This window comes from Gemella haemolysans (assembly GCF_028308085.1).
GTDB lineage: Bacteria > Bacillota > Bacilli > Staphylococcales > Gemellaceae > Gemella > Gemella haemolysans_D.
In genome coordinates, this window is sequence record NZ_JAQMFS010000091.1 from 14,946 (window position 1) to 40,298 (window position 25,353).

Sequence of the window (25,353 nt, forward strand, 5' to 3'; positions counted from 1 at the left end):
GTTATTAAAACTCACTTTCATTATTTTTTATAATATTTAAATAATCTAATCTTATTTTATAGTTGAATGATAATTCAAATGCCGATTCTTCAAATTCACTAAGCTTTATTGATTTTCTTCCTCCGTTATTAGCTCGATTATGAAAGAAAATAAAATTTTTAAAAGGTAAAATAAAGGTTCTATCTATCTTTTTAAAACGAACTATGATAAAAGTTATTCCACCGTGATTTAAAATTTTTTGCATATGTTCGATTTGGTGATCATGGATATTATTTAGAGAAAACGAAGTGGCTGAATTAGTTTCTTTTGCCTCGAAATCAATATATTTTCCATTCCAAAGACCGTTGTAATCCGTAGTAGAAGGTGTTTTATAGAATGCTTTAGTAATCATGGCGCTAGATCTACTAGGATAATTAACTTCAACAATTTGAATAGGAATTGGTTTTTTATGAATTACGGCTATGTCATTATTTAAATAATATTTATTCGCAAAATTTATATCCTCTTCAAGTTCCATCCCTCTATTAGAATACTTAGTTTTTTGAATAAAATTACCTTTTTTATTAGGATAATTAAACATATATCCCTCCATAAATAATTATCTTATTTATTATACTATATTATTAGAAAAAATTAAATTACTAACAACTAAAAATATAATATTTTCGAAAAAATCTTGAAAAAGAAATAACAGAAGATAAAGATAAAAAGTGTTGATAAATTAGTAATAATGAAAATCGCTATTAGTGTAGTAAAAAAAGATATATAACAGTATTAAATTCATGAGTAAGTGTTTAATAAAAAATTACAATAGAAAGTGAAAGTAACACTGATTATAGTTTTAAATGTAATATTTAAAATTTAATAATAATAAATTACAGCTATGTAATACAGTAATATATTTATAAAAAAGTGAAATTATTTGAAAAAAATCATAAGTTTTGTGGTATAATATAAGTAATTTTAAAAATGAGAGGTGGTATTGTTATGAGACAATCAAGAACATTTATTCCAACAACAAGAGAAGTACCATCCTCTGCAGAAGCAACAAGTCACAAGTTGCTTATTAAAGCGGGGATGGTGAAGCAGGTATCTGCAGGAGTTTACACTCATCTTCCCTTAGCTACTAAAGTAATTCAAAAAATTGAAAAAGTTATAAGAGAAGAACACGAAAAAATTGGTGCTGTAGAATTATTAATGCCAATTTTACAATCAGATGAATATTGGAAAAAATCTGGTCGCTGGAACAAAATGGGAGACGAGTTAATTCGTGTTACAGACAGAAAAAATGCTGGGTATGCATTAAGTCCAACCGCTGAAGAAATTATCTGTCAAACAGTTAGTAACATGGTAACTTCATATAAACAACTTCCAGTGAACTTATACCAAATTCAAACTAAATTCCGTGATGAAATTCGTCCACGTTTAGGTTTATTACGTTGTAAAGAGTTCATCATGAAAGATGGTTATTCTTTCCACGATACACCAGAATCTTTAAGAGAAACTTATAAAGATTATTATCAAGCCTACAGTAATATTTTTGATAGATTTGAACTTAAATATCGTGCGGTAAAAGCTGATTCTGGAAATATCGGAGGAAGCTATACTCATGAGTTTCAAGCTTTAGCAGAAGTTGGAGAAGATACTATTGCGTATACTGAAGAGAGTGATTACGCAGCAAATATTGAAACTGCAGCGGTAGTTGAACAAAACTACACTATGCCTACTGGTTTTGAGAAAAAAGATCGTAGTTTATTAGAAACTCCAAATCAACAAACTATCGATGAAATCGCTGCATACTGTGGTGTTGAAGTAAACCGTGCTATGAAAGCATTAGCTTTAAAAGCTGATGGAGAATTCTATTTAGTTCTTATGCGTGGTAACGATCAACTTAATGATATTAAATTCATGAAAGCTACAGGAACTTCTGAAGTAGAAATGGCAACTGAGCAAGAAATTGAAGAAGTTATGGGAAGTGTAGTAGGTTACATGGGACCATTTGGCATTAAAAACTGTAAAGTAATCGGGGATAATGCTATTAAATATATGTACAACCACAGCTGTGGAGCTAACAAAAAAGGATTCCACTACATTAATGTAAATCCAGGGGATTATGAAATCGATGCTCACTACGACCTTCGTATGATTGAAGAAGGAGATTTAGCTGAAGACTTATCAGGACCAGTTAAATTTGCTAAAGGTATCGAAGTAGGACAAGTGTTCGAACTTGGTAAAGGATACTCAGAATCTATGGACATTACTTACTTAGATGCAAATGGTCGTGCAAATCACTTCTATATGGGATGTTACGGAATCGGGGTAACTCGTGTTATTTCAGCAATCATTGAACAACATAGTGATGATAAAGGAATTATTTGGCCTAAAGAAGTAGCTCCATATCAAGTTCACTTAGTGTGTGTAGATGTTAAGAAAGAAGAACAAGTAAAACTTAGTGAAGAATTATATGCTAAGTTAACGGCTGCTGGGTATGAAGTACTTTATGATGACAGAGCAGAACGTGCTGGAGTTAAATTTAACGATGCGGATTTAATCGGTATTCCATTACAAGTAGTTGTAGGTAAAAAAGCTGGTGAAGGAATCGTGGAAGTTAAAGAAAGAAAAACTTTAGAAAAAGTTGATACAGAAGTTGCGGATGTATTAGCTAAAGTAGAAGCATTCTACAAATAATAAGAAAAAGTTAAAATAATAAATACCAATTAAAAATAAATAGTTAATAGAAAATAACCATTTGTTTTTAGTTGGTATTTTTAGTATAATTTAAATAAGTATAAAATTATATTGTGTTGATAATTTATAATAATGTCTTATTAAAAAGCTAGTTCATTTTGTCAAAGTAGAAACAAAATGAATGGATTTTTTTCGTTTAGACGATATTTATTATAAAAATTTGTCGATTTAGTAAAACTATAGGAGGAAGCATGAGTAATAAACATTTTTCTTTATTGGTTAAAACATTAGAATTAGAAGAAAGATTAGCCGGCTCAAAACTTATTAATTTTTCTTTAGATAATATAGAAAAAGATAATAAAAATAAGACATGGACATTTAATTTCAGTGGTGAAACTTTGCCGTCAGTAGATGAATTAACATTACTTATACAAAAATTACGTGAAAGTTTTATGGGTGATTATGTTGTTAATTATCGTTTAAAGACAAGTAATATTGTAACTGATGAGCAAATAAAAGAATTTTGGAAATATATAATACTAGAGAATTTTTCAGAAATATCTCAAGTTTTATTAGAGAGTATTTTATTTAGTGAAATAGATGTAAACAACAATGTTTTAACTATGAAGATAATGGCTCCATCTATTTGGAATAACTTTATTAATGAGAGAAAACATCAGATAATAAGTAGTTATTCTAACCTTGGTATTGCAATTAAAGATATCATTCCTAACTTTTCTAAAACTGATGTAGAAGCGGTGTTAGAAAGTCAGGAAGAGAAGATTTCCCAGGAAATTGTAAAACTAGAAGAAATTGATAAGAAAAATGCGGAAAGAAAACCAAAAGAACCTGAGAAAAAATTTGCTGCCTTCGGTGGAGGTGGGGGAACTCGTTATGGACAAGAAATTCGTGATGAAGATATCGTTGAAATTAAGGATGTTATTGGTTATGCCGGCGATGTAACAATAATGGCTCAAGTTTTTGGAACTGAAGAAATTGTTCATAGAAATGGTTCAAGTCAATACCGCTTAAAACTTACTGACTACAGTGATTCTATAATACTAAGACTATTTGGTAATAATCCTAATTCTAAGTTTCAAAATAAAAGAAGAAATGAACTTATCGATTTAGTAAAAGGAATAAAAAAAGGGCAATGGCTTAAGATTCATGGAAGTGTTAGTAATGATCCATATTTAAGAGATACAATTATTGAACCGAAGTCCATTGAGGTTGCTCACAAAGATGAAAAGAAAGATAATTATAGTGGTAAAAAAAGAATAGAGTTAAATACTCATACAAAAATGAGTCAGTTAGAAGGTATTTCTTCTGCGAAAGAATATATAGCTAGGGCTATGGATTGGGGACACGAAGCTATTGCTTTCACTGATACTTATGGAGTTCAAGCATATCCAGAAATTTGTCTAAGTTCAAAAGGAAAAGATATTAAACCTATTTATGGTCTTAATGCTTTTATTATGGATGATAGTATTACTGCTACAACTAACCCAAAGAATCTTAAATTAAAAGATGCTACTTATGTTGTATTTGACGTTGAGACTACAGGTCTTTCTGCCGAACGTGATAGACTAATCGAGATAGCTGCGGTTAAGGTGAAAAATGGAGCTGAAATAGACAGTTTTGAAAGTTACATTAATCCACAAAGACCTATTTCAGAATTAATCACAAGATTAACGAGTATTACTAATGATGATGTTAGAGATGCTCCATTAGAAAAAGAAGTCATGACTAATTTTTATAATTGGTTAGATAAAGATGACATATTAGTAGCACACAACGCTAAATTTGACCTTGGTTTCTTAGATACATGTTTTGAGCGACTAGGTTTAGAGAATAAGAATAATGCTAGTATAGATACGTTATTTGTCTCTCGTGCCGAAAATAAAGAAGCTAAAAGGCATGGTCTTAGTAATTTAGCCAAATTATATAAAGTGCGTTTAGTACAACACCACAGGGCAATTTATGATACTAAAGCTACTGCAGAGATTTTTGTGAAAATGTTAGATCAATTGTATGAACTTGGCATTGAATATCATAATGAGATTGATGAAAAGATTGATTTAGAACTTGCACATAAACGCTCTAGAACTTTTCCATGTTCAATTTTAGTTAAGAATGCAAAAGGATTGAAAGATTTATTTAGATTAGTATCTTATAGTTGTACTAAATATTTAAATTCAGCTAAGCCTACAATTCCACGTAGCTTATTAGAACAATATCGTGAAGATTTATTAATCGGTAGTGGTAATGGTGATAATGAAGTATTTGAAGAATTGTTAAACTCAAAAGAAGCTAAGGTGGAAAATATAATTGATTTTTACGATTATATAGAAATTCAGCCAAAACATCATTATGCTAATTTCATAAGAAATGAAAGAATATCAGATAATGCCGAGTTAGAAGAAATTCTGAAAAAATTAATAAAATTAGCAGAGAAAAAAGAAAAAATAGTTGTAGCAACAGGGGACTGTTATTATTTAGATGAATATCAACATGTTTATCGACAAATATTAAGACTAACGGTGAAAAGTAATCCTGGTGCACGAGACTTAAAACCCATGGCAACATTTTTAACGACTGAAGAAATGTTAAAAGAATTCTCTTATCTTGATGAACAATTAAGAGAAGAAATAGTTATAGAAAATACTCATAAAATTAACGATATGATTGAGTTAGTAGTTCCGTTAAAAGATAAGTTATATACACCAAATATTGAAGGGGCAGCAGAAGAAGTTCGTAATCTAAGTTATGATATGGCTCATAAAATATATGGAGAAGAGTTACCAGAAATAGTAGAAAAAAGATTAGAAAAAGAACTTGCATCTATTATTGGTAATGGATTCAGTGTAGTATATTTAATTTCACATAAGCTAGTTAAGAAATCACTTGATGATGGATATCTTGTAGGATCAAGGGGGTCTGTTGGTTCATCATTAGTTGCTACGATGATGGAGATTACAGAGGTTAATCCGCTAGCGCCACATTATGTTTGTCCAAAATGTAAACATAGTGAATTCTTCTTAAATGCAGAATATGCTTCAGGATTTGACCTTCCGAATAAAAATTGTCCTCATTGTGATGTGAAGATGATTAAAGACGGTCAGGATATTCCGTTTGAGACTTTCCTAGGATTTAATGGGGATAAAGTACCCGATATAGATTTAAACTTCTCTGGAGAATATCAAGCTACGGCACATAACTTTACGAAAGAAATTTTTGGTGAGGATTACGTATACCGTGCGGGAACAATATCGACAGTTGCCGAAAAGACGGCTTATTCATTTACTAGAGATTATTATGAGAAAAATGAAGTAGAAAAAAGAAGTATTGATATAGAAAGAATAGCAGCAGGATGTGAAGGCTCTAAGAGAACTACTGGTCAACACCCTGGAGGGATACTAGTTGTTCCAAATGATATGGACATTTTTGATTTTACGCCGTACCAATTCCCGGCGGATGATGAAACGAGTCCATGGCGAACTACTCACTTTGATTTCCACTCTATTCACGATAATATTTTAAAATTTGATATACTTGGACACGATGATCCGACTATGATAAGAAAACTTCAAGATTTATCAGGAATAGATCCTAAGACAATTGACGTATCTGATCCTGAAGTAATGGGTATTTTTTCAACAGTTGAGGCACTAGGTGTAACTAGAGATCAAGTGGATTCAGCAAGTGGAACTTTTGGAATACCCGAATTTGGAACAAACTTTGTTATTCAAATGTTAGATGATACGAAGCCGACTACATATTCGGAGTTAGTTCAGATATCTGGATTATCTCATGGTACCGATGTTTGGTTAGGTAATGCACAAGAATTAATCAAAAATGGTACATGTGAACTTAAAGATGTAATTGGATGTCGTGATGACATCATGGTATATTTAATACATGCTGGTTTAGAAGAAGGTTTATCTTTCAAAATAATGGAAAGTGTTAGGAAAGGTAAAGGTCTCACTGAAGATTTTGAAAAAGCGATGATTGATAATAATGTACCAGAATGGTATATTGATTCATGCAAAAAAATTAAATATATGTTCCCTAAAGCCCATGCATGTGCATATGTATTAATGGCCTTAAGAATTGCATGGTTTAAAGTGCATCAACCACTTACATATTACTGTGCATATTACTCAGTTAGAGCGAGTGATTTTGATATTATAACCGTTGTTAAGGGAGCAGAAACATTAAAAGCAAAAATTAAAGAAATAAAAACTACAGATAAGAATGAATTATCGAATAAAGATAAAGATGCTCTAGTAAGTTATGAGATAGCTAATGAAATGATGGAACGTGGTTTTACATTCTCAAAAGTTGATTTAGAAAAATCAGCAAGCCATGATTATATCATTGAAGGAAATACTTTAATTCCACCATTTTCAATAGTACCTGGGCTTGGAGATAACGTAGCGAATAAAATAGTTCAAGCGAGAGAAGAAAAATCGTTCCTTTCAATTGAAGACTTTTCGAAACGAGGAAGTGTTTCATCTACAGTAGTAGAGTATTTAAGAGAGATGGGAACATTAAAAGGCCTGCCTGAAAAAGCTCAATTATCTTTCTTTGATGAACTGTAATTGATAATTTTATTCATTAGAAATAGAGTAAAGTAAATAAAAAAGTGTTATTCTACAAAATTATAAAATCATAAAAAGTATTTTTTATGAAATTATCCTTTTTTGTAGAATAACTTTTTTAGAATTAGATTTTTAAATGATAGAAGATAATAATTATTCATTTATGTAATTTAAATTAGTTTTTCATTATTTGATAATAGAAACTATATTTTTTAATAAAATAAATATTAAAATAATTATTCAAACTTTATTTATTTATTAATTTGTGGTAGTATTATATGTGATATAAAATGTAAATATAGAGATGGAGGAAACAACTTGGAAAAAATAGTTGTTAAAGGTGGAACACCTTTAATAGGAGAAGTACAAGTTTCTGGTGCGAAGAATGCTGCTTTACCAATATTAGCAGCTGGATTATTAGCAACAGAGGGTACAAGTAAATTTTATAACGTTCCTAAATTATCAGATATTAAAACAATAGGATTATTATTTGAAAGTCTAGGAGTGAAAATAGATTATAGACCTGATGAAAATACATTGGAAATGGATGCGAGAAATCCATTATTAACAGAGGCTTCTTTTGAATTTGTTAGTAAGATGCGTGCATCATTTTTAGTTTTAGGTCCAATGCTAGCACGTGAAGGAAGTGCTAAAGTAGCGATGCCAGGAGGATGTTCAATTGGAAGTAGACCAATTGATCAACATTTAAAAGGATTTGAAGCACTAGGTGCAACAATTATTCAGGATGCAGGGTTTGTAGAAGCTCGTGCAGAAAAAGAATTAGAAGGAACAACTATCTTCTTTGATTTCCCAAGTGTAGGAGGAACTCAAAATGTAATTATGGCTAGTTGTTTAGCAAAAGGTAAAACTACAATCGTAAATGCAGCACAAGAACCTGAAATTGAAGATATGATTAACTTCTTGATAAAAATGGGTGCTAAGATTGAAGGAAAAGGAACTTCTGTTTTAGTTGTAGAAGGTGTTGAAAAACTAGTAGGAGCTGAATACTCAGTAATGCCAGACCGTGTAGAAGCGGCAACATACATGATTGCGGCTGCAGCAACTAAAGGAGATGTTCTTGTTAAAGGAGCTCCATACAAAGATAATGTTGCTTTAGTGAGTAAAATGCGTGAAATGGGAGTTAACATTGAAGTAGTAGATGAAAACTCTATGCGTGTAAGTAATAAGTTGGATAGTTTAAAACCTGTAGATGTTAAAACTCTACCACACCCAGGTTTTTTAACTGATATGCAATCTATTATGTGCGTATTAACACTTTTAGCTGATGGTACAAGTACAATTACAGAAACAGTTTTTGAAAATAGATTTATGCACGTAGAAGAACTACGTAGAATGAATGCTAAAATTAGAATCGAAGGTAGAAGTTCACTAATTGAGGGATTACCTCATTTAGAAGGAACTACTGTAAGGGCAACAGACTTACGTTCTGGAGCGGCATTAGTTATTGCGGGATTAATGGCAACGGGAACTACTAAAGTTATTGACATTTATCATATTGATAGAGGATATGTTGACATCGAAGAAAAAATGAGAAAATTAGGTGCAGATATTCAAAGAATAGACGAGTAGGATTTCATTATGAAACTAAATGATAAGTTAACAAGATACTTGCGTAATATAGCCTTAATGATAATTATTTTTTATATTGGATTATTGCTAGGCTACACAATTCTAGGTAAGGGAAGTTTATTTGACGCTTTAAGCTTAAAGCCGATAAGACATATTAAAGATATTATATACAATTAGGAGGAAATGAAGATGGCAAATGATTTATTTGTAGAACTTCAACAAAAATTAGAAGGGAAAAATGTACGTATCGTACTTCCAGAAGCATATGATGAGCGTGTATTAGAAGCGGCTGTTAAATTAGGCGTTACTAGTTATGTTCAACCTGTGTTAGTTGGAAAAAAAGAAAAAGTAGAAGAGATTGCTAAAGGATTATCTTTAGATGTTTCTAACTTGGAAGTTATTGATCACGAAAACTACGAAAAATTAGAAGAATTAGTTGCTAAGTTTGTAGAGCGTCGTGCAGGAAAAGTAACTGAAGAAAAAGCTCGTGAATTGTTAAAAGATGTTAACTACTTCGGGACTATGTTAGTATATACAGGTGAAGTTGAAGGATTAGTATCTGGAGCAATTCACTCTACTGGAGATACTGTTCGTCCAGCGTTACAAATAATAAAAACTAAACCAGGTACAAAACGTACAAGTGGTGCATTCATTATGAGTAAAGAAGACAAACGTTATGTATTTGCTGACTGTGCGATTAACCCAACATTAGATGCAGAAGGTCTAGCTGAAATTGCAATTGAAAGTGCAAGAACAGCTAAAAGCTTTAACGTTGATCCAAAAGTAGCAATGTTAAGTTTCTCTACTTTAGGTTCAGCTGTTACTGAAGATACTACAAAAGTGGCAGAAGCTACTAAATTAGTTAAACAAAATGCGCCTGAATTGGCGGTAGAAGGTGAATTACAATTCGATGCTGCAGTTGTACCTTCAGTTGCTAAATTAAAAGCTCCTAATTCAAAAGTACAAGGAGATGCTAATGTATTTGTGTTCCCAAGTCTAGAAGCTGGTAATATTGGATACAAAATTGCACAACGTCTAGGTGGATTTGAAGCTGTAGGACCAATCTTACAAGGATTAAATGCTCCTGTAAATGACCTATCTCGTGGATGTAATGCAGAAGATGTATATAAACTTTCATTAATTACAGCTGTTCAAGCTTTAGAAAAATAAGATTTTAATAAAGAGGTTGACTTTGGTTAACCTCTTTTTCTTTATAGCATAATTTGACATCGTTTTCTTAATTTTGTATAATTAAATAAAGAATATAGGCTACATTTATTGAGATGAATACTGTTCATATGTACAAAAATAAAAGGGGAAATTAATAAAAAATAGGTTATTAAAATTTAAAGGAGAGATTACACTGGTAATTTATTTTTTTAATGTGTGTGAATAGTATTATGATAAAGTAGTAAAAAAGGAGATGTGAATTATGGATTTTGTAGATTATTTTTATAAGGCAATTTCTAGTCCGATTGCAAGTGCTATTGGCTTTGTTTTATTTTTATGTCTAGTCTATGTTTCTGTAGACTTTATACGAAAAGGATTAAAAAAATAGAACAAATAATTTTAATAGATGATAAAAATAGTAAATTCGATAAGAGTTAGAGTTTTCTATTATTCAGATGGGTTTAGTTGATTTTTTGAATATATAAAAGCAATGTGGGAGTAACTTTGTATTAGTGATTCTTATAGAATCATAAAATATAGGGTTACTTCCTTTTTAGTCTTTATAATTGCATTTGTACCAACTTATATGGTATTATATAATGATGTATAAATATGGAGGTAAACATGGTTGCGATAGAATCAAAAGATGACTTATACGTTATAGATTTGTTAGAAGACTTTGATGAATTTTACTTAGAATTAGAAAAATTTGCTGAAGAAAATAGAGTTCCAATAATTGATAAAATCGGGATAAGATTTTTAATTCAAATACTGAAAGTTAAGAAAGCTAAGAATTTATTGGAAATAGGAACTGCAATTGGTTATACGTCAATTAAATTAGCTGAGAGAATAGGATGTAATGTTACTACTATTGAGCGTGATGATAAGATGTATAAAGAAGCAAAAAATAATATAGAAAAAAGAAATCTTTTAGATAGAATAACATTACTTCATGCTGATGCATTAGAACTTCAAGATGAAGTTGTAGCAAATGCACCTTATGATGTAGTGTTCATCGATGGTGCTAAGAGTCAAAGTAGAAAGTTTTTTGAATTATATGAACCATATTTTGCTGAAGATGTTGTAGTTATTACGGATAATGTGCTATTCAAAGGAATGGTTGCCGATCCAAGTATTATTAGACACAGTAGAGATTTAAAACAACTTTCTAGAAAAATTAATAATTACAATGAATGGTTATTAAAACATGAAAACTATGAGAGTGTAATATTACCGTTTGGAGATGGGATAACTATAACAACGAGGAAATAAAATTATAGAACTGTGAAGTTAGTAAATTTTATTAAGAGAGGATAAAAAATGACAGTAGAGTTAGTTGTAACACCGAAAAGTATTGATCATATTTATGAACTAATAAATGTAGGAGCTGATAGTTTCGTTATAGGTGAAGAAAAATATGGATTACGTCTTGCTGGTGAATTTAAGAGAGACGAATTAAAAAAAGCTATTGAGATTATACATCAAGCAGGGAAAAAAGCCTATGTTAGTGTAAATGCAATATTCCATAACGAGCATATAGATGACCTAGTTGATTATTTACATTATCTATCAACGTTAGATGTAGATGCTTTAATATATGGAGAACCAACAATAATTACAATTTTAAGAGAAGAGAATTTAGATTTCAAACTTCAATGGGATCCACATACATTAGCTACGAACTCTTTCTCTTGTAATTACTGGGGGAAACGTGGAGCGTATAGAACATGTCTTTCAAAAGAATTAACAATTGATGAAATTCTTGAAATTACTGGAAAAAGCGACTATGAGATTGAAGTTCAGGTACAAGGGATGCTTTGTATGTTCCAATCAGTAAGAAAATTAGTTGATAATTACTTCATGTATAGTGGTAAAGAAAAATATATCGAGGAATATAGTAATTCGAAAAAATTATTCCTATATAGCCAAGATAGAAATGAACGTTACCCGATTTTTGAGGATTCTAACGGGACGCACATTATGAGTGCAAACGATATTTGTGCTATTGAAGAATTAGATCGTCTAATTGAAGCGGGAGTATCTGCATTCAAAATTGAGGGTGTTTTAAAAGATGAAGATTACATTACAGAAGTAGTAACGATTTATCGTGATGCTATCGATCTTTATTACGAAGATAAAGAAGCATATGAAGATGAAAAGCAAGATTTCTATAATGATATAGAGAGAATTAAACCGAAATATAGAGAAGTTGACTTAGGATTCTTCTATAAGAAAACTATGTACTAATCATATTTTAAATGTTGAAAAGAGGATAAGGTTTCCTATATAAAACCTAATAAAAAAGACAAGGAGGATGGGTCATACTTGAATGTGACCTAAACTTATGGCAATACCAAATATTTCAGAAATTAGAGACGGCAAGAGAGTAATAACAAAAAAACCAGAATTACTGCTTCCAGCAGGAAACTTAGAAAAATTAAAAATAGCTATTCACTATGGAGCAGATGCTGTGTTCTTAGGTGGACAGGAGTTTGGACTTCGTAGTAACGCAGATAACTTTACAATCGAAGAGATAAAAGAAGGTTGTGAATTTGCTGCAAAATATGGAGCTGATATTTATGTAACAGCGAATATTATCGCGCACGATGAAAACTTTGAAGGATTAGATGAATTCTTAATGGCACTTCAAAATGCAGGTGTTCGAGGAATAATCGTTGCGGATCCATATATTATCGAAAGATGTAAAGCTGTTGCTCCAAAAGTAGAGGTACATATTAGTACACAACAATCTATCTCAAACTATAAAGAAGTTAGATATTGGGAAAGTGAAGGAGTACACCGTGTTGTATTAGCACGTGAAACAGGATATGAGGAAATAAAAGAAATTCGTGAAAAAACAGATGTTGAGATTGAAATGTTTGTGCACGGAGCAATGTGTATAGCATATTCAGGACGTTGTACTTTAAGTAACTACATGACAGCTCGTGATAGTAACCGTGGAGGTTGCTGTCAATCATGTCGTTGGAATTATGACCTTTATGAAGAAGGAACTGATGAAGATACTAAGTTATTCGATGAAGGTGCAAATCCATATGCGATGAGTCCTAAAGATTTAACTTTAATTGAAGCAGTACCAGAAATTATTGAGTTAGGTATAGATTCATTAAAAGTTGAAGGGCGAATGAAATCTATTCACTATGTTGCGACAGTTGCAAGTGTGTATAGAAAACTAATCGATGATTATTGTGCGGATCCAGATAACTTTGAGATGACGCCAGAATATAAATTAGAACTATATAAATGTGCTAACCGTGATACAGCAATGTCATTCTTCTATGAAATACCTAAGTATTCTGAACAGATGTTTGGAAATGAGGGTGGTAAGAAAACAAATTATGATTTCGTTGGACAAGTTCTTCACTATGATGAAGAAACTCAAATCGCAACAATTCAACAACGAAACTTCTTTAAAACAGGTCAAGAAGTCGAATTCTTTGGACCTGAGATTGATACTTTTAGACAAGTTATCGGGGAAATTTATGATGAAGATGGTGAATTGTTAGATGCAGCAAGACATCCACTTCAAATTATTAGAACAAAATTAGACTCTAGAGTATTTAAAAGCAATATGATGCGAAAGGAAATGGGACGATAATGACTACAAAACGACCAAAAATTATCGGTATTGTTGGGGGAAGCGGTAGTGGTAAAACAACCGTTACTAAAAGAATTATAGACGAGCTAACTCAAGATAAAGTTGCTTTAATTGAGCAAGATTATTATTATAAAGACCAAAGCCATATGACTATGGATGAAAGAGTTAAAACAAATTATGATCATCCGAGTGCATTTGATAATGAGTTACTTTATAATCACTTATTAGAATTAATTGAGGGGAAAGCTGTCGAACTTCCGGTTTATGATTATGTAAATCATACTCGTAGTAAAGAACAAAAACACCAAGAACCTAAAGATGTAATTATCATCGAAGGTATGTTTGGTTTATATTCAGAAAAACTACGAGAATTAATGGATATTAAAATTTTTGTTGATACACCTAGTGATTTACGTATTTTAAGACGACTATTACGTGATATTAATGAACGTGGAAGAACTGTAGAATCAGTAATTAATCAATATTTAGTGTCTGTTAGACCAATGCATGAGAAATATATTAAACCTACAAAACAATATGCAGATATTATCGTTCCAGATGGTGGATATAACGATATAGCTATCGACATTTTAATAACAAAAATTAAATCGCTACTAGCAAAATAATTAAAAAAAAGATATAATATAGAGTAGACTAAAAAAAGGAGTACCACTATGGCTTTAGAAGAAAAATTAGAATATCAAATGACCCAAGAAGGTTATGACAAACTTGTTGAAGAATTAGAACATTATAAAAAAGTTAAACGTCCAGAAGTAATTGAAAAAATTAAAATTGCACGTAGTTTCGGGGACTTATCTGAGAACTCTGAGTACGATGCAGCAAAAGATGAACAAGGATTTATCGAACAAAGAATTTTAGAAATGGAACAAATGATTCGTTATGCTGTTATTATCGAATTAGATGAAAAATCAAGTGCAATTCGTCTTGGTAACACAGTAACTTATCAAGAATTACCTGATGGTTTAACTGAAACTTATAAAATTGTAGGTAGTGCGGAAGCTAACCCATTTGAATACAAAATTTCAAATGAATCTCCAGTAGCACAAGCATTATTAGGAAAAGAAGTAGGGGATGTTGCGAAAGTATCATTACCAACTGGACCTGAAGATTCAATGGATATCAAAATTCTAGCGGTAGAATAGTATTATGATAGCATTAATCGGTGCAATGCCAGAAGAAGTGGCTATAATAAAAGAAAAAATAGAAAATTTACAAGAGAAAAAAATAGCACATGTAACATTTTATGAAGGTAAATATGAAGGACGAGATATTGTTCTTATGTTAAGTTTACCAGGGAAGGTGAATGCCGCTATTGCTACAACTCTATTATTAGATCACTATAAACCAGAGTATGTGATTAATATAGGTACATGTGGTGCACTGCAAGGTGATATGGAAATTGGTGATATGATTGTTGCCACAGAGGTGAGACATTTTGATGTTGATGCAACAGAGTTTGGCTATGAAATAGGTCAAGTTCCGCAAATGCCAGCAGCATATAAGAGTGATGAAGAGTTACAAAAATTAGCTTCTGAAATCAACTTACCAAATCATAAGATTCACTTTGGTTTAGTAGGAACATCAGATTCATTTATCTCTAATAAAGAGTTAAAAAAAGGAATATTGAAAAACTTTCCTAATATGCAAGTAGTTGAGATGGAAGCAGCAGCAATTGCTCAAACTTGTTACCAATTTGGAACAAAATTTATAGTTTGCCGTAGTGTAAGTGATAAAGCAGAAGAAGGAACAAGAGTTACTTTTGATGAATTTTTACAAATAGCTGCAGTAAACTCGTCAATTTTAACTACAGAACTAATTAAAAAACTTTAAAATTAATTATAGATCAGCAAAGGAGAGCAAGAGCTTTTCTTTGCTGTAATATTTATGTGAAGTAGGAGGGAAAGTATGATAACTATATTATCGAAATTATTTTTAGCACTTACATCTGAAAAACTTCCGAGCTATACTTTGAAATCAATTAAAAGTGGTGGCTATACAAAAGAAGAATTAGATATTATCTGTAAAATTGTGAAAGATGATTATACAAGATATAAAAAAGGTTTTAAAGCTTCAGTAGTAATGGTATTTTTTACAACTTCACTCATATTATTCCTCGGATTCTATCAAGGAGCCTATAGAGCGTTTTTAATTGAGATGTTAATTTTGTATATTGTAATATTTACATTGATGTTTATTTTGATATATGTACAAAAAGTCAATAAAATTCGAAAAACATTTTTAAAAGCGGTGAAAAAAGGTTATCCAGAATTATATAATGAATACGAAGATAAGTTATATGAATATGTAGATTAAAAAATATTATAGTCATAATTTTATGTAATTAATTGTATTGAAAAAAAAGTTATAAAATGTTAATATAAAGTAGATAAATATTATTTAAGGAAAAGAAAAATGAAAAATATTACTGAGAGTAGATCCTTTAATTATTTGAAGAATTTAGTTCAGATAAGCTTAGGATTATTGATATTTTATTTAATTTTTTCCTATTTTAAAAAAGAGATAGTTAGTTTAGATTTTAAAAAAATACATCATCTTACCTTAACTATAGGAGAGGTGAAATTTTTAGTAGTTTTATTATTCGGATTATTCGGTATAAGTATTTTATGTCTTTACGATTATTTTGTCCTTAAAGCTATTAATTTAACGAAAAATATGTCTTCATTCCGTATTTTTAAAATCAGCTTTATGACTAACACACTGAATATGGTTCTAGGTTTTGGTGGCTTTATTGGTGCTGGACTTAGATATTATATGTATAAACCTTATACAAAAAACGGGAAAACATTAGTTACTGCAATAGGAATGATTTTAATTTCTATGCTTTCAGGTATTAGTTTGTTATCAATTTTTGTGGTTCTTAATGTATTTCCAGGTCAGGCGTTATATGCTGATAATAAAATTTTTTATTATTCTTTAATTCTGATGTCGTTATTTTTACCATTGTATCTATTTTTTAATTTGAGAAAACCAAGAATTAGAACGGATAGATACTTGAGTGTTAAATTGACAGTGATTTCTTTTTTAGAATGGGTATTTGCGGCTCTTATCATACTAGTGATTTTATATTTTTATACGGGTGATTTAGTTGCTGATAAGGAATTGCAAATAATGGGAGTTATAATAGTAGCTTCAATAGTGGGGTTATTAACTATGATTCCTGGAGGATTAGGTACTTTTGACACATTAGTGCTAATTGGTCTTAAAAACTTAGGGATTAATCCAGAAATAATAGGAGCAACTATTGTAATATACAGATTAGCATATTACGTTGTTCCATTTTCTATAGGATGTCTAATGTTTTTAAGTGAAGGAATAAGAATTATAAAAAATAAATTTAAGAGAGGAGAAAAGTTATGATTTCAATGGTAATTTACGCGATTTTAGCCTATCTTATTGGGAATATAATGGGTGGAAAATTATTAGAAAAAATATATAAAGAAGAATTTACTAATAAAGGATCAGGTAATGTTGGTGCTAGAAATGCAGGACGAATTTTAGGTCCTAGATCGTTTTTATTTGTATTAGCGGTAGATTTCTTCAAAGGATTTTTAGTAGTTATACTTTTAAAAATTTTAGCTGTTGATTCTAAAATAATATATATATGCATACTTTTAGTATTACTAGGGCATATAAAACCTGTTGTCTTTAAGTTTAAAGGTGGGAAAGGAGTTGCTACGTTTTTTGGTTGTCTAGCGGCTCTGTCGATTAATTTATTCTTAATTATGATACTTTGTACATTAGTTATTGCAATTATCGTAAAAAGTTTAACGATTGGATTCTATTCAAGTCTTCCATTCGTAACGTATATCAACTATGTTGAGAACCCATCATTCTTAATTTTAGGAATATTTATTTTAGTTGTTGTATTATTAGGTGTGGTAGCGGTTGAAGACATAGAAAATTCATTTGATAAATATTTTAGTGTAAGAAAAATTAAGAAATCAGTTCGATAGTGAGCTGATTTCTTTTTTTGTTATTTAGAATTGTTTTTTCGTAGTTCTTTTCTTATAAGCAGAGTACGCTTAATATGAAGTATAAGATAGATTAGGAGAAAAATAACAGAAATTATAGTCGTAATAAAAAGATATAATTCAGATGAAAACATTCTAGTATTGATAAATAATGAATGTAAATACATTGTTAGAAAAGCCATGGTGAATGTTATAATCTCATACTTTAAAAAAATAAGAATCTTAGTTGTTTTTATTATTAATTTTTCTTTTTCCCTATTATATCTCATAAAACTAGCATAAATAAGTATTGGTATAGTTAAATAATAATAAATGTTGTTTTTTGTGACGAAAAAAACTATTGAAAGTACGACAAACAACATAAGGCTGATGATTAAATAAATTCTACTTTTCATCTATTTTTCCTCCTTTGAAATGAGATTTAATCTAGAATAAGTATATTTTTTTATTGATGTTATTAAATTTCTAATGTTCAATTTTATTATAACATATGGAATAAATAATAGGTAAAGAATAGTAACTAAATTAGTGATTTCAACTAATTAATTTTTAGAAATAAAATCGTCCTTGTTACGATTTATAGGTGTATAAATCGTAATAGTTACTTAAGACGAGAATCTATTGACTTGTTATATAAAACATAATAAAATTTAAGTATAGAATAAAAATACGGAGGTGGTAAAGATGACTAAATGTGAATGCGAACACCACTGTCACTGTCATGATGCAGTAGAAGATTGCAAATGTGGAAATTGTGTTGAAGGAACTTGTGACTGTAAAGAAGGTTGTGCGTGCGGATGCCACAATGCAAAAGAAGATTGTGAATGTGGAAATTGCAAAACTGGTGATTGTCACTGCGATAAACACGCTGCATAACTAAAGATGAGATCTGAGAAAGTGTCAGATCTCTCTTTTTTCAGGGCTGGTATAAATATATACTATTATGAAGTGGGAATAATTATAATAAATGATATTTATATATGATGAGTAGCTTAATCACAATCAAAAATCTTAATAATTAATACACATTAGTGTATTTAATAGGTTACTTCATAGAAATTTAAAGTTTACATAAATTCTGAAGAATAATTAATTAACTTCAATTTTTAAGTGTTTAAAAGTATATAAACCCACAAGAAAACGCTTTACATCAAACTTATTATTTATGATTAGATTCTTAATAAACGACATAATTTCTTAAAAAAACTATTCTTATTATCTTTAATTAGTTTATTTTAATTCTGTATCTATAAAAATTTAGAGAGAGTTTATATAAAGTGTAGAATAAGAAAAATGATAGTATATGCAAATGGAAGAAATCTGTTTTATTCTGTTTGTTGAAAGTTTTAGGTTGTAGTAGTACAGAATCAAGAAATATTACTGAGATAAATATTGTTATTTTATTGAGCTCATTGATTTGACTTTTTTTCGAAAACATTGTATATTATTAAAGTAATATATGATTAAAACATAATTTATACACATTTAATAAATATATATACAAACTTTGGAGGTTATTATGGTAAAAACATCAAAAGATTTAACTAAACAAGAGCATTTAGAAATGTATGAACTAATGCACCTTATTAGAGATTTTGATATGGAGTTAAGTAAACTATACTCTCGTGGTTTAGTTCACGGTATGACTCACTATTCAGTAGGAGAAGAAGCAGCTAACGTTGGAGCTATTTATCCATTAAGAAAAGAAGACTTAATGTACTCTAACCACCGTGGTCACGGGCAAACAATTGCCAAAGGTATTGAAATTGACCGTATGATGGCTGAAATCCTTGGTAAAGAAACTGGTCAATGTAAAGGACGTGGAGGAAGTATGCACGTTTATGACCTTGAACAAGGAAACATGGGATGTAACGGTATCGTTGGTGGAGGACACGGTTTAAGTACTGGTGCCGCTCTAGCTCAAAAAATGAAAAAAACAGGTAATGTTGTAATTTGTTGTATGGGTGATGGGGCTACTAACGAAGGAAGTTTCCACGAATGTTTAAACATGGCATCTAACTGGGATTTACCACTTATTTTCTACGTAATTAATAATAAATATGGTATTTCAATGGCTCAAGAAAGATGTATGCGTGTTAAAGAAATTACTGAACGTGCTGCTTCATACAGAATCAAAGGAATCCATGTTGAGGATGGAAACGATGTGTTAGCTGTATATGATGCAATGCAAGAAGCTATCGAACATGCAAGAAGTGGAAAAGGTCCTGTTTTAGTAGAAGCAGTATCTTACAGATGGTTTGGGCACTCAGCTTCAGATGCTGGTAAATACCGTAGTCGTGAAGAAGTAGCAGAATGGAAACTTAAAGATCCTAACGTAAAATATAAAAACTACTTATTAGAAAATGGAATTGCTACAGAAGAAGAATTAAAAGAAATCGAAGATAGATCAAAAGCAACTATCGATGATGCTGTAGAATTTGCTAAAGAATCAAAAGTTGCTGATGGTTCAATTGCATTCCAAGATAACTACGCTGACTAATATTTTAGGTTAAAATAATTTAAATAATATTTTATATAATAGGAGATTAATAGTTATGACTAAAGAAACAAAAATTATGACAGTTCGTGAAGCCATAAAAGAAGCTATGACTCACGAAATGCGTGAAGATGAAAATGTATTTTTAATGGGTGAAGATGTTGGTATCTTCGGTGGTGACTTCGGTACTACAGTAGGAATGTTAGAAGAGTTCGGACCAGAACGCGTAATTGATACACCTATTAGTGAAGCTGCAATTTGCGGTTCTGCTGCAGGGGCAGCATCAGTAGGTATGCGTCCAATCGTTGATGTAACATTTATGGATTTTGTAACAATTGGTATGGATGCTATTGTTAACCAAGCAGCACCAATGCGTTATATGTTAGGTGGAGAAGTACAAGTACCAGTTACTTATCGTTGTGCATCTGGTGCAGGTACAGGAGCTGCAGCTCAACACTGTAAAGCTCTAGAAGCTTGGTTCTGTCACATTCCTGGGCTTAAAGTAGTAGCACCAGGTACAGCAGGAGATGTTTACTCAATTTTAAGAGCTGCAATTAGAGATAACAACCCAGTTATCTACATTGAACCAAAAGCGTTATTTGGACGTAAAGGTGAAGTTGAAGTAGGTAAAGTTGGTGTAATCGGAAAAGGTGACATCAAAGCAGAAGGTACTGATGTAACATTAGTATCATGGGGAAGAATGTTAGAGCGTAGCTTAAAAGCTGCTGAAGAGTTAAAAGAAGAAGGAATTTCAGTAGAAGTAGTTGACCCAATAACATTAGTACCATTAGATACAGAATTAATCGTTAAATCTGTACAAAAAACAGGAAAATTAGTAGTTTGTCACGACTCATTCAAAACTGGTGGATTCGGTGGAGAAATCGTTGCACGTATCGCAGAAAGTGATGCATTTGATTTCTTAGATAGCCCAATTTACCGTGTTGCAGGAGCTGACACTAACATTCCATCAGCTAAAGACTTAGAAAAATTAGTTGTACCTGATGTAGAAGACATCAAAGAAACAATTAAAAAAGCTGTAAATAAAAAATAAAAATTTAGTTAGCGAAGGATGTGAATAAAACATGGCAGTAGAGGTTATTATGCCAAAAGCCGGTAGTGAAATGGAAGAGGGCGAAATCGTACAATGGTTCAAAAATGAAGGTGACCATGTCGAAGCAGGTGAAGTCCTATTAGAAATTGTAACAGATAAAGTAAATATGGAAGTTGAAGCTGATGCAAGCGGAACACTATTAAAAATATTAGCACAAGCAGGAGATGTTGTACCAGTAGTTCAAACAATCGCATGGATTGGTGAACCAGGTGAAGCAATTCCTGGGGCAACTTCAACAGGGGAAGTAGCTCCAGCAGAAACTGTTGTTGAGAAAAAAGTTGATCATACACCAGTTAAAGAAGTGGAAGTAATTGATTATTCAGGCCTTCGTGCTACACCAGCAGCTAGAGCATATGCTCGTGAAAAAGGAATTGACTTATCTAAAGTTAAAGGTACAGGTGCAAAAGGTCGTATCCACAAAGATGATGTTTTAGATTACAAACTAAACTCTAAAGTTAAAATTTCTCCACTTGCTGCACGTATTGCGCAAATTGAAGGAATTAACACTGAAAGTATCGCTGGAACAGGACCAAATGGTAAAATTATGAAAGCTGACGTTCTTGCAGTACTTAATGGTACACCTAAAGCAGAGCCAGCTAAAAAAGAAGAAATTGCTCAACCAGGTAAAAAATCTGTTAAAGCGCCAAATGAAAATCAATGGGGAATCGTTGAAACTGTACCAATGTCACCAATGCGTAAAGTTATTTCTAAACGTATGAGTGAATCTTACTTCAGTGCACCAACATTTGTAGTTAATGTTGAAGTTGATATGACTGAATTATTAGCATTACGTAAAAAAGTTGTTGATGCAATTATCGAAGAAACTGGTAAAAAAGCAACAGTTACAGACTTTATTTCATTAGCGGTAATTAAATCATTAATGAAACACCCATATGTAAATGCTTCATTATCAAGTGATGAAAAAGAAATGTATTTACACCACTATGTAAACTTATCAATCGCTGTTGGTATGGATAGCGGATTAGTAGTACCAGTAATTAAAGGTGCAGATAAGATGAGTCTTAAAGAGCTTGTAATAGCTTCTAAAGAAATTACAACTAAAGCTCTTGCTGGTAAATTAAAACCAGATGAAATGGCAGACTCAACATTTACAATCAGTAACTTAGGTATGTATGGAGTTAAAAGCTTCGTGCCAATCATTAACCAACCAAATACAGCTATTTTAGGTGTAAGTGCTACAGTTCAAAAACCTGTAGTATTAAACGGTGAAGTTACTGTAAGACCAATTATGACATTAACATTAACAGCGGACCACCGTGTTGTTGACGGATTAGAAGGAGCTAAATTCATGAAGACTCTGAAAGAAGCTATCGAAAATCCACTATCATTACTAATCTAATAATGATATAATATATAGAAGAAAATAAGAGAAAAGTGTATTAAGGAGTGATTATAACATGGCAGTAGAAGTTATTATGCCAAAAGCCGGAAGTGAAATGGAAGAAGGCGAAATCGTACAATGGTTTAAGCAAGAAGGTGACGAAGTAAAAGAAGGTGAAGTCCTACTTGAAATCGTAACTGATAAAGTTAATATGGAAGTTGAAGCTGAAGCAAGTGGAACATTATTAAAAATTCTTCACCCAGCTGGATCAACTGTACCAGTAGTTCAAACAATCGCTTGGATTGGACAACCTGGTGAAGCAGTACCAGGAGCTGATGGAGCAACTGCAGCAGCTCAAGAAGTTGTTAAAGAAGTAGCAGCAGATGTTAAAGTACCTGAAACTAAAGCAGAAGAAGTATTACCAAAACGTGAACGTCGTGGAGAATATGATGTAGCAGTTATCGGTGGAGGTCCTGCTGGATACGTAGCAGCTATTAAAGCGGCTCAATTAGGAGGAAAAGTAGCATTAGTAGAAAACCGTGAACTTGGTGGAACATGTCTAAACCGTGGATGTATTCCAACAAAAACATTCTTACACAATGCAGAAATCATTAACTACATCCGTTCTGCAAAAGATCGTGGTATCAAACTTGTAAATGATGCATTTACAGTTGATATGGAACAAACTGTAGCAGTTAAAAATAAAGTATCTAAAACTCTATCTGGTGGAGTAGCTGGATTACTTAAATCTTACGGTGTTAAAGTATTTAATGGTGTAGGAAGTCTAACAGCTGATAAGAAAATCGTTGTTGATGAAAAAGAAACTATCGATGCTGATAATGTAATTTTAGCTGGTGGTTCTAAAGTAAGTAGAATTAACATTCCAGGAATGGACAGTGATAAAGTTCTTACAAGTGATGAGTTCTTAGATATCACTGAAGTACCATCTCGTTTAGCAGTAATCGGAGGAGGAGTAATCGGTTCTGAATTAGGACAAGCATTCTCTACATTTGGTTCTAAAGTAACTATCGTTGAGATGGCTGATCGTCTAATTGCTAACATGGATAAAGATGCATCTGTAGCTTTAGAAAAACAATTCAGAAAACAAGGTATCGAGGTTCTTACATCTACTAAACTATTAGAAATCGTTGATAAAGGTCACGAAGTAGTAGTTAAAGTTGAAGGAAAAGAAGATATCGTAGTTGATAAAGTATTACTATCTATCGGACGTGTTCCAGATAACACATGTCTTGGAGAATTAGCTGATAAATTCGAAATGGAACGTGGACGTGTTAAAGTTGACGAATACATGGAAACTTCTATTAAAGGAATTTACGCTCCTGGAGATATTAACGGAGTTAAAATGTTAGCTCACGCAGCATTCAAGATGGGAGAAATCGCAGCTGAAAATGCAATGGGTCACCACAAAAAAGTTGATCTTAAAGCTACTCCAGCAGCAATCTACACTCACCCTGAAATCGCAATGGTTGGTTTAACTGAAGATCAAGCTCGCGAAAAATATGATGTTAAAGTTGGTAGATTCAACTTTGCAGCTAACGGTCGTTCATTAGCATCTAACCACGGAGAAGGATTCGTTAAAGTAATTATGGATACTAAATACAGAGAAATCTTAGGTATCCACATTGTAGGACCAGTTGCAGCAGAAATTATCAATGAAGGTTCAACATTAATCCAAACAGAAATGACAATTGATGATGTTATGGATATTATCCATGGTCACCCAACATACTCAGAAGCTTTATATGAAGCAATGGCTGACTGTATCGATATGTGTATCCATGCACCTAAGAAAAAAACTAAATAAGTTTAATGAAGAAAGCAACTAGATTTCTAGTTGCTTTTTTTGTATTATTATTTTAAATTCTATATATAATTAATTTAATTTTTTAAATAATATATTTGTATACAAAAATACACTCAAGCAAGATTAAATTTGCTTGAGTGTATTATGCTAACGAGAACTTTCAGCCTCATGAACTTCTTTATGTAATGTTTTTAAATTAATATTCACAGCTTTATATTCTTCACTTTGAGGTAATTCTAGTGTGAAATTTAATGGTTTAGATACTTCAATTGTAGCATCTTTAATATCGAAGTTAAAAATATGTCCACCTTGAGTACGATCATCACTAATATAATGAAGATGGAATCCTCCCACACCAACTCCATGAGTATATTCTGGAGAAAAGAAACCAACTATTGTACCTTTACTATCTTCGTAATTAAATATACTTTGCGTTTCTAATATTTCTAGAAGAGTAGGATAAGGTTTTTCATGTTTTTTAGGTGAGCGAGTATCAATTTTATCGAATACTCCAGTTATTTTTATAGCATAAAAATAATTCGGATTTAGATATTCACTAATATCATTGTTTAAATTTTCAAAACTTGTTGTAGTTACTTTTTTAAAGTTTGTAGAAAACTTAGTAATGTTTGAAAAAGGTGAAGTTGCTTCTTTAGGCTGTAAAGTAGAGAATCCATTACTATCAGTTTTATAAACTTCTCCATTTAGTATAATCATTTCTCCATCGACACCTTCGAAAGTACCAATACCAAAATCACCATGTTCTAGTAATTTTTCTACAGTTGTTGTTCCACTAAATGCTCCACCCATTAGCGCAGCCATAGTGCTATATTGATATAACATAATAATTCTCCTTTTATGTTTTATATTTTAGAAACAAGAGAAAACTTGAATCATGTT

The 25,353-nt window shown here is 31.4% G+C and carries 22 protein-coding genes; 20 read left to right on the top strand and 2 right to left on the bottom strand.

What is annotated here, in order from left to right:
- Positions 1-4: 4 nt before the first annotated feature.
- Positions 5-580, bottom strand: a complete 576-nt coding sequence (gene recU / locus PNO30_RS07215) for a Holliday junction resolvase RecU (protein WP_271964804.1) — start codon at positions 578-580, stop codon at positions 5-7.
- Between the two features lie 407 nt (positions 581-987).
- Between recU and PNO30_RS07220 the strand changes: the two genes are divergently transcribed.
- The 20 genes from PNO30_RS07220 to lpdA all read left to right on the top strand — a co-directional run bounded on the left by PNO30_RS07220 (position 988) and on the right by lpdA (position 24,453).
- Positions 988-2,688, top strand: a complete 1,701-nt coding sequence (locus PNO30_RS07220) for a proline--tRNA ligase (RefSeq protein WP_271964805.1) — start codon at positions 988-990, stop codon at positions 2,686-2,688.
- 251 nt (positions 2,689-2,939) lie between these two features.
- Positions 2,940-7,289: a PolC-type DNA polymerase III gene (locus PNO30_RS07225; RefSeq protein ID WP_271987708.1), complete on the top strand. Its 4,350-nt coding sequence runs from the start codon at positions 2,940-2,942 to the stop codon at positions 7,287-7,289.
- Between the two features lie 318 nt (positions 7,290-7,607).
- Positions 7,608-8,879: a UDP-N-acetylglucosamine 1-carboxyvinyltransferase gene (gene murA / locus PNO30_RS07230; protein ID WP_048802062.1), complete on the top strand. Its 1,272-nt coding sequence runs from the start codon at positions 7,608-7,610 to the stop codon at positions 8,877-8,879.
- A 57-nt stretch (positions 8,880-8,936) separates the two neighbouring features.
- The gene (locus tag PNO30_RS07235; RefSeq protein ID WP_224207478.1) at positions 8,937-9,056 is read left to right on the top strand and encodes a DNA-directed RNA polymerase subunit beta; all 120 of its coding nucleotides are present in this window, start codon (positions 8,937-8,939) and stop codon (positions 9,054-9,056) included.
- 12 nt (positions 9,057-9,068) lie between these two features.
- On the top strand, positions 9,069-10,049 hold the full coding sequence (gene pta / locus PNO30_RS07240) for a phosphate acetyltransferase (protein WP_271987710.1): 981 nt from the start codon (positions 9,069-9,071) through the stop codon (positions 10,047-10,049).
- A gap of 262 nt (positions 10,050-10,311) precedes the next feature.
- Positions 10,312-10,437 (top strand): hypothetical protein, encoded by a 126-nt coding sequence (locus PNO30_RS07245; RefSeq protein ID WP_271987712.1) that lies wholly within the window; start codon positions 10,312-10,314, stop codon positions 10,435-10,437.
- Positions 10,438-10,673: 236 nt separating this feature from the next.
- Positions 10,674-11,321, top strand: a complete 648-nt coding sequence (locus PNO30_RS07250) for an O-methyltransferase (RefSeq protein WP_271987714.1) — start codon at positions 10,674-10,676, stop codon at positions 11,319-11,321.
- A gap of 48 nt (positions 11,322-11,369) precedes the next feature.
- Positions 11,370-12,296 carry a peptidase U32 family protein gene (locus tag PNO30_RS07255; RefSeq protein ID WP_271987715.1) on the top strand — a complete coding sequence of 309 codons (927 nt, stop codon included), beginning with the start codon at positions 11,370-11,372 and terminating at the stop codon, positions 12,294-12,296.
- A 97-nt stretch (positions 12,297-12,393) separates the two neighbouring features.
- On the top strand, positions 12,394-13,665 hold the full coding sequence (locus PNO30_RS07260) for a peptidase U32 family protein (RefSeq protein WP_271987717.1): 1,272 nt from the start codon (positions 12,394-12,396) through the stop codon (positions 13,663-13,665).
- On the top strand, positions 13,665-14,291 hold the full coding sequence (gene udk, locus PNO30_RS07265; RefSeq protein ID WP_003146783.1) for a uridine kinase: 627 nt from the start codon (positions 13,665-13,667) through the stop codon (positions 14,289-14,291). Before PNO30_RS07260 ends, udk begins: the two co-directional genes overlap by 1 nt.
- Before the next feature lie 48 nt (positions 14,292-14,339).
- A complete protein-coding gene (greA, locus tag PNO30_RS07270; RefSeq protein WP_048802056.1) occupies positions 14,340-14,828 on the top strand; it encodes a transcription elongation factor GreA in 489 nt (162 codons plus the stop codon).
- Positions 14,829-14,832: 4 nt separating this feature from the next.
- Positions 14,833-15,516 carry a 5'-methylthioadenosine/S-adenosylhomocysteine nucleosidase gene (gene mtnN, locus PNO30_RS07275; protein WP_271987718.1) on the top strand — a complete coding sequence of 228 codons (684 nt, stop codon included), beginning with the start codon at positions 14,833-14,835 and terminating at the stop codon, positions 15,514-15,516.
- Between the two features lie 75 nt (positions 15,517-15,591).
- Positions 15,592-15,999 carry a hypothetical protein gene (locus tag PNO30_RS07280; RefSeq protein ID WP_048802054.1) on the top strand — a complete coding sequence of 136 codons (408 nt, stop codon included), beginning with the start codon at positions 15,592-15,594 and terminating at the stop codon, positions 15,997-15,999.
- A 99-nt stretch (positions 16,000-16,098) separates the two neighbouring features.
- Complete coding sequence (locus tag PNO30_RS07285) at positions 16,099-17,064, top strand: lysylphosphatidylglycerol synthase domain-containing protein (RefSeq protein WP_271964814.1); 966 nt, start codon at positions 16,099-16,101, stop codon at positions 17,062-17,064.
- Positions 17,061-17,660 (top strand): glycerol-3-phosphate acyltransferase, encoded by a 600-nt coding sequence (locus PNO30_RS07290; RefSeq protein ID WP_271964815.1) that lies wholly within the window; start codon positions 17,061-17,063, stop codon positions 17,658-17,660. The genes PNO30_RS07285 and PNO30_RS07290 overlap by 4 nt, the downstream gene beginning before the upstream one ends.
- 702 nt (positions 17,661-18,362) lie before the next feature.
- Positions 18,363-18,554 carry a hypothetical protein gene (locus tag PNO30_RS07295; RefSeq protein ID WP_271964816.1) on the top strand — a complete coding sequence of 64 codons (192 nt, stop codon included), beginning with the start codon at positions 18,363-18,365 and terminating at the stop codon, positions 18,552-18,554.
- Between the two features lie 643 nt (positions 18,555-19,197).
- A complete protein-coding gene (locus PNO30_RS07300) occupies positions 19,198-20,178 on the top strand; it encodes a thiamine pyrophosphate-dependent dehydrogenase E1 component subunit alpha (protein ID WP_271987720.1) in 981 nt (326 codons plus the stop codon).
- A gap of 55 nt (positions 20,179-20,233) precedes the next feature.
- Positions 20,234-21,226, top strand: coding sequence for an alpha-ketoacid dehydrogenase subunit beta (locus PNO30_RS07305; protein ID WP_271987722.1), 993 nt, complete (start codon positions 20,234-20,236; stop codon positions 21,224-21,226).
- A 31-nt stretch (positions 21,227-21,257) separates the two neighbouring features.
- Positions 21,258-22,646 (top strand): dihydrolipoamide acetyltransferase, encoded by a 1,389-nt coding sequence (locus PNO30_RS07310; RefSeq protein ID WP_271964819.1) that lies wholly within the window; start codon positions 21,258-21,260, stop codon positions 22,644-22,646.
- A gap of 58 nt (positions 22,647-22,704) precedes the next feature.
- Positions 22,705-24,453 carry a dihydrolipoyl dehydrogenase gene (lpdA, locus tag PNO30_RS07315; protein WP_271987724.1) on the top strand — a complete coding sequence of 583 codons (1,749 nt, stop codon included), beginning with the start codon at positions 22,705-22,707 and terminating at the stop codon, positions 24,451-24,453.
- Positions 24,454-24,600: 147 nt separating this feature from the next.
- Here the strand turns inward: lpdA and budA are convergent, their stop codons facing one another.
- Positions 24,601-25,296: an acetolactate decarboxylase gene (budA, locus tag PNO30_RS07320; RefSeq protein ID WP_271987727.1), complete on the bottom strand. Its 696-nt coding sequence runs from the start codon at positions 25,294-25,296 to the stop codon at positions 24,601-24,603.
- Positions 25,297-25,353: the final 57 nt, after the last annotated feature.

What these genes read in the sequence shown, in the direction of transcription:
- pta (WP_271987710.1), top strand. Translation starts at nt 9,069, where the DNA reads ATGGCAAATGATTTATTTGTAGAACTTCAACAAAAATTAGAAGGGAAA.
- lpdA (WP_271987724.1), top strand. Translation starts at nt 22,705, where the DNA reads ATGGCAGTAGAAGTTATTATGCCAAAAGCCGGAAGTGAAATGGAAGAA.
- PNO30_RS07250 (WP_271987714.1), top strand. Translation starts at nt 10,674, where the DNA reads ATGGTTGCGATAGAATCAAAAGATGACTTATACGTTATAGATTTGTTA.
- budA (WP_271987727.1), bottom strand. Translation starts at nt 25,296, where the DNA reads ATGTTATATCAATATAGCACTATGGCTGCGCTAATGGGTGGAGCATTT.
- PNO30_RS07295 (WP_271964816.1), top strand. Translation starts at nt 18,363, where the DNA reads ATGACTAAATGTGAATGCGAACACCACTGTCACTGTCATGATGCAGTA.
- greA (WP_048802056.1), top strand. Translation starts at nt 14,340, where the DNA reads ATGGCTTTAGAAGAAAAATTAGAATATCAAATGACCCAAGAAGGTTAT.
- mtnN (WP_271987718.1), top strand. Translation starts at nt 14,833, where the DNA reads ATGATAGCATTAATCGGTGCAATGCCAGAAGAAGTGGCTATAATAAAA.
- PNO30_RS07290 (WP_271964815.1), top strand. Translation starts at nt 17,061, where the DNA reads ATGATTTCAATGGTAATTTACGCGATTTTAGCCTATCTTATTGGGAAT.
- PNO30_RS07255 (WP_271987715.1), top strand. Translation starts at nt 11,370, where the DNA reads ATGACAGTAGAGTTAGTTGTAACACCGAAAAGTATTGATCATATTTAT.
- PNO30_RS07300 (WP_271987720.1), top strand. Translation starts at nt 19,198, where the DNA reads ATGGTAAAAACATCAAAAGATTTAACTAAACAAGAGCATTTAGAAATG.
- udk (WP_003146783.1), top strand. Translation starts at nt 13,665, where the DNA reads ATGACTACAAAACGACCAAAAATTATCGGTATTGTTGGGGGAAGCGGT.
- PNO30_RS07305 (WP_271987722.1), top strand. Translation starts at nt 20,234, where the DNA reads ATGACTAAAGAAACAAAAATTATGACAGTTCGTGAAGCCATAAAAGAA.
- PNO30_RS07245 (WP_271987712.1), top strand. Translation starts at nt 10,312, where the DNA reads ATGGATTTTGTAGATTATTTTTATAAGGCAATTTCTAGTCCGATTGCA.
- PNO30_RS07220 (WP_271964805.1), top strand. Translation starts at nt 988, where the DNA reads ATGAGACAATCAAGAACATTTATTCCAACAACAAGAGAAGTACCATCC.
- PNO30_RS07310 (WP_271964819.1), top strand. Translation starts at nt 21,258, where the DNA reads ATGGCAGTAGAGGTTATTATGCCAAAAGCCGGTAGTGAAATGGAAGAG.
- PNO30_RS07260 (WP_271987717.1), top strand. Translation starts at nt 12,394, where the DNA reads ATGGCAATACCAAATATTTCAGAAATTAGAGACGGCAAGAGAGTAATA.
- PNO30_RS07285 (WP_271964814.1), top strand. Translation starts at nt 16,099, where the DNA reads ATGAAAAATATTACTGAGAGTAGATCCTTTAATTATTTGAAGAATTTA.
- PNO30_RS07235 (WP_224207478.1), top strand. Translation starts at nt 8,937, where the DNA reads ATGATAATTATTTTTTATATTGGATTATTGCTAGGCTACACAATTCTA.
- PNO30_RS07225 (WP_271987708.1), top strand. Translation starts at nt 2,940, where the DNA reads ATGAGTAATAAACATTTTTCTTTATTGGTTAAAACATTAGAATTAGAA.
- PNO30_RS07280 (WP_048802054.1), top strand. Translation starts at nt 15,592, where the DNA reads ATGATAACTATATTATCGAAATTATTTTTAGCACTTACATCTGAAAAA.
- recU (WP_271964804.1), bottom strand. Translation starts at nt 580, where the DNA reads ATGTTTAATTATCCTAATAAAAAAGGTAATTTTATTCAAAAAACTAAG.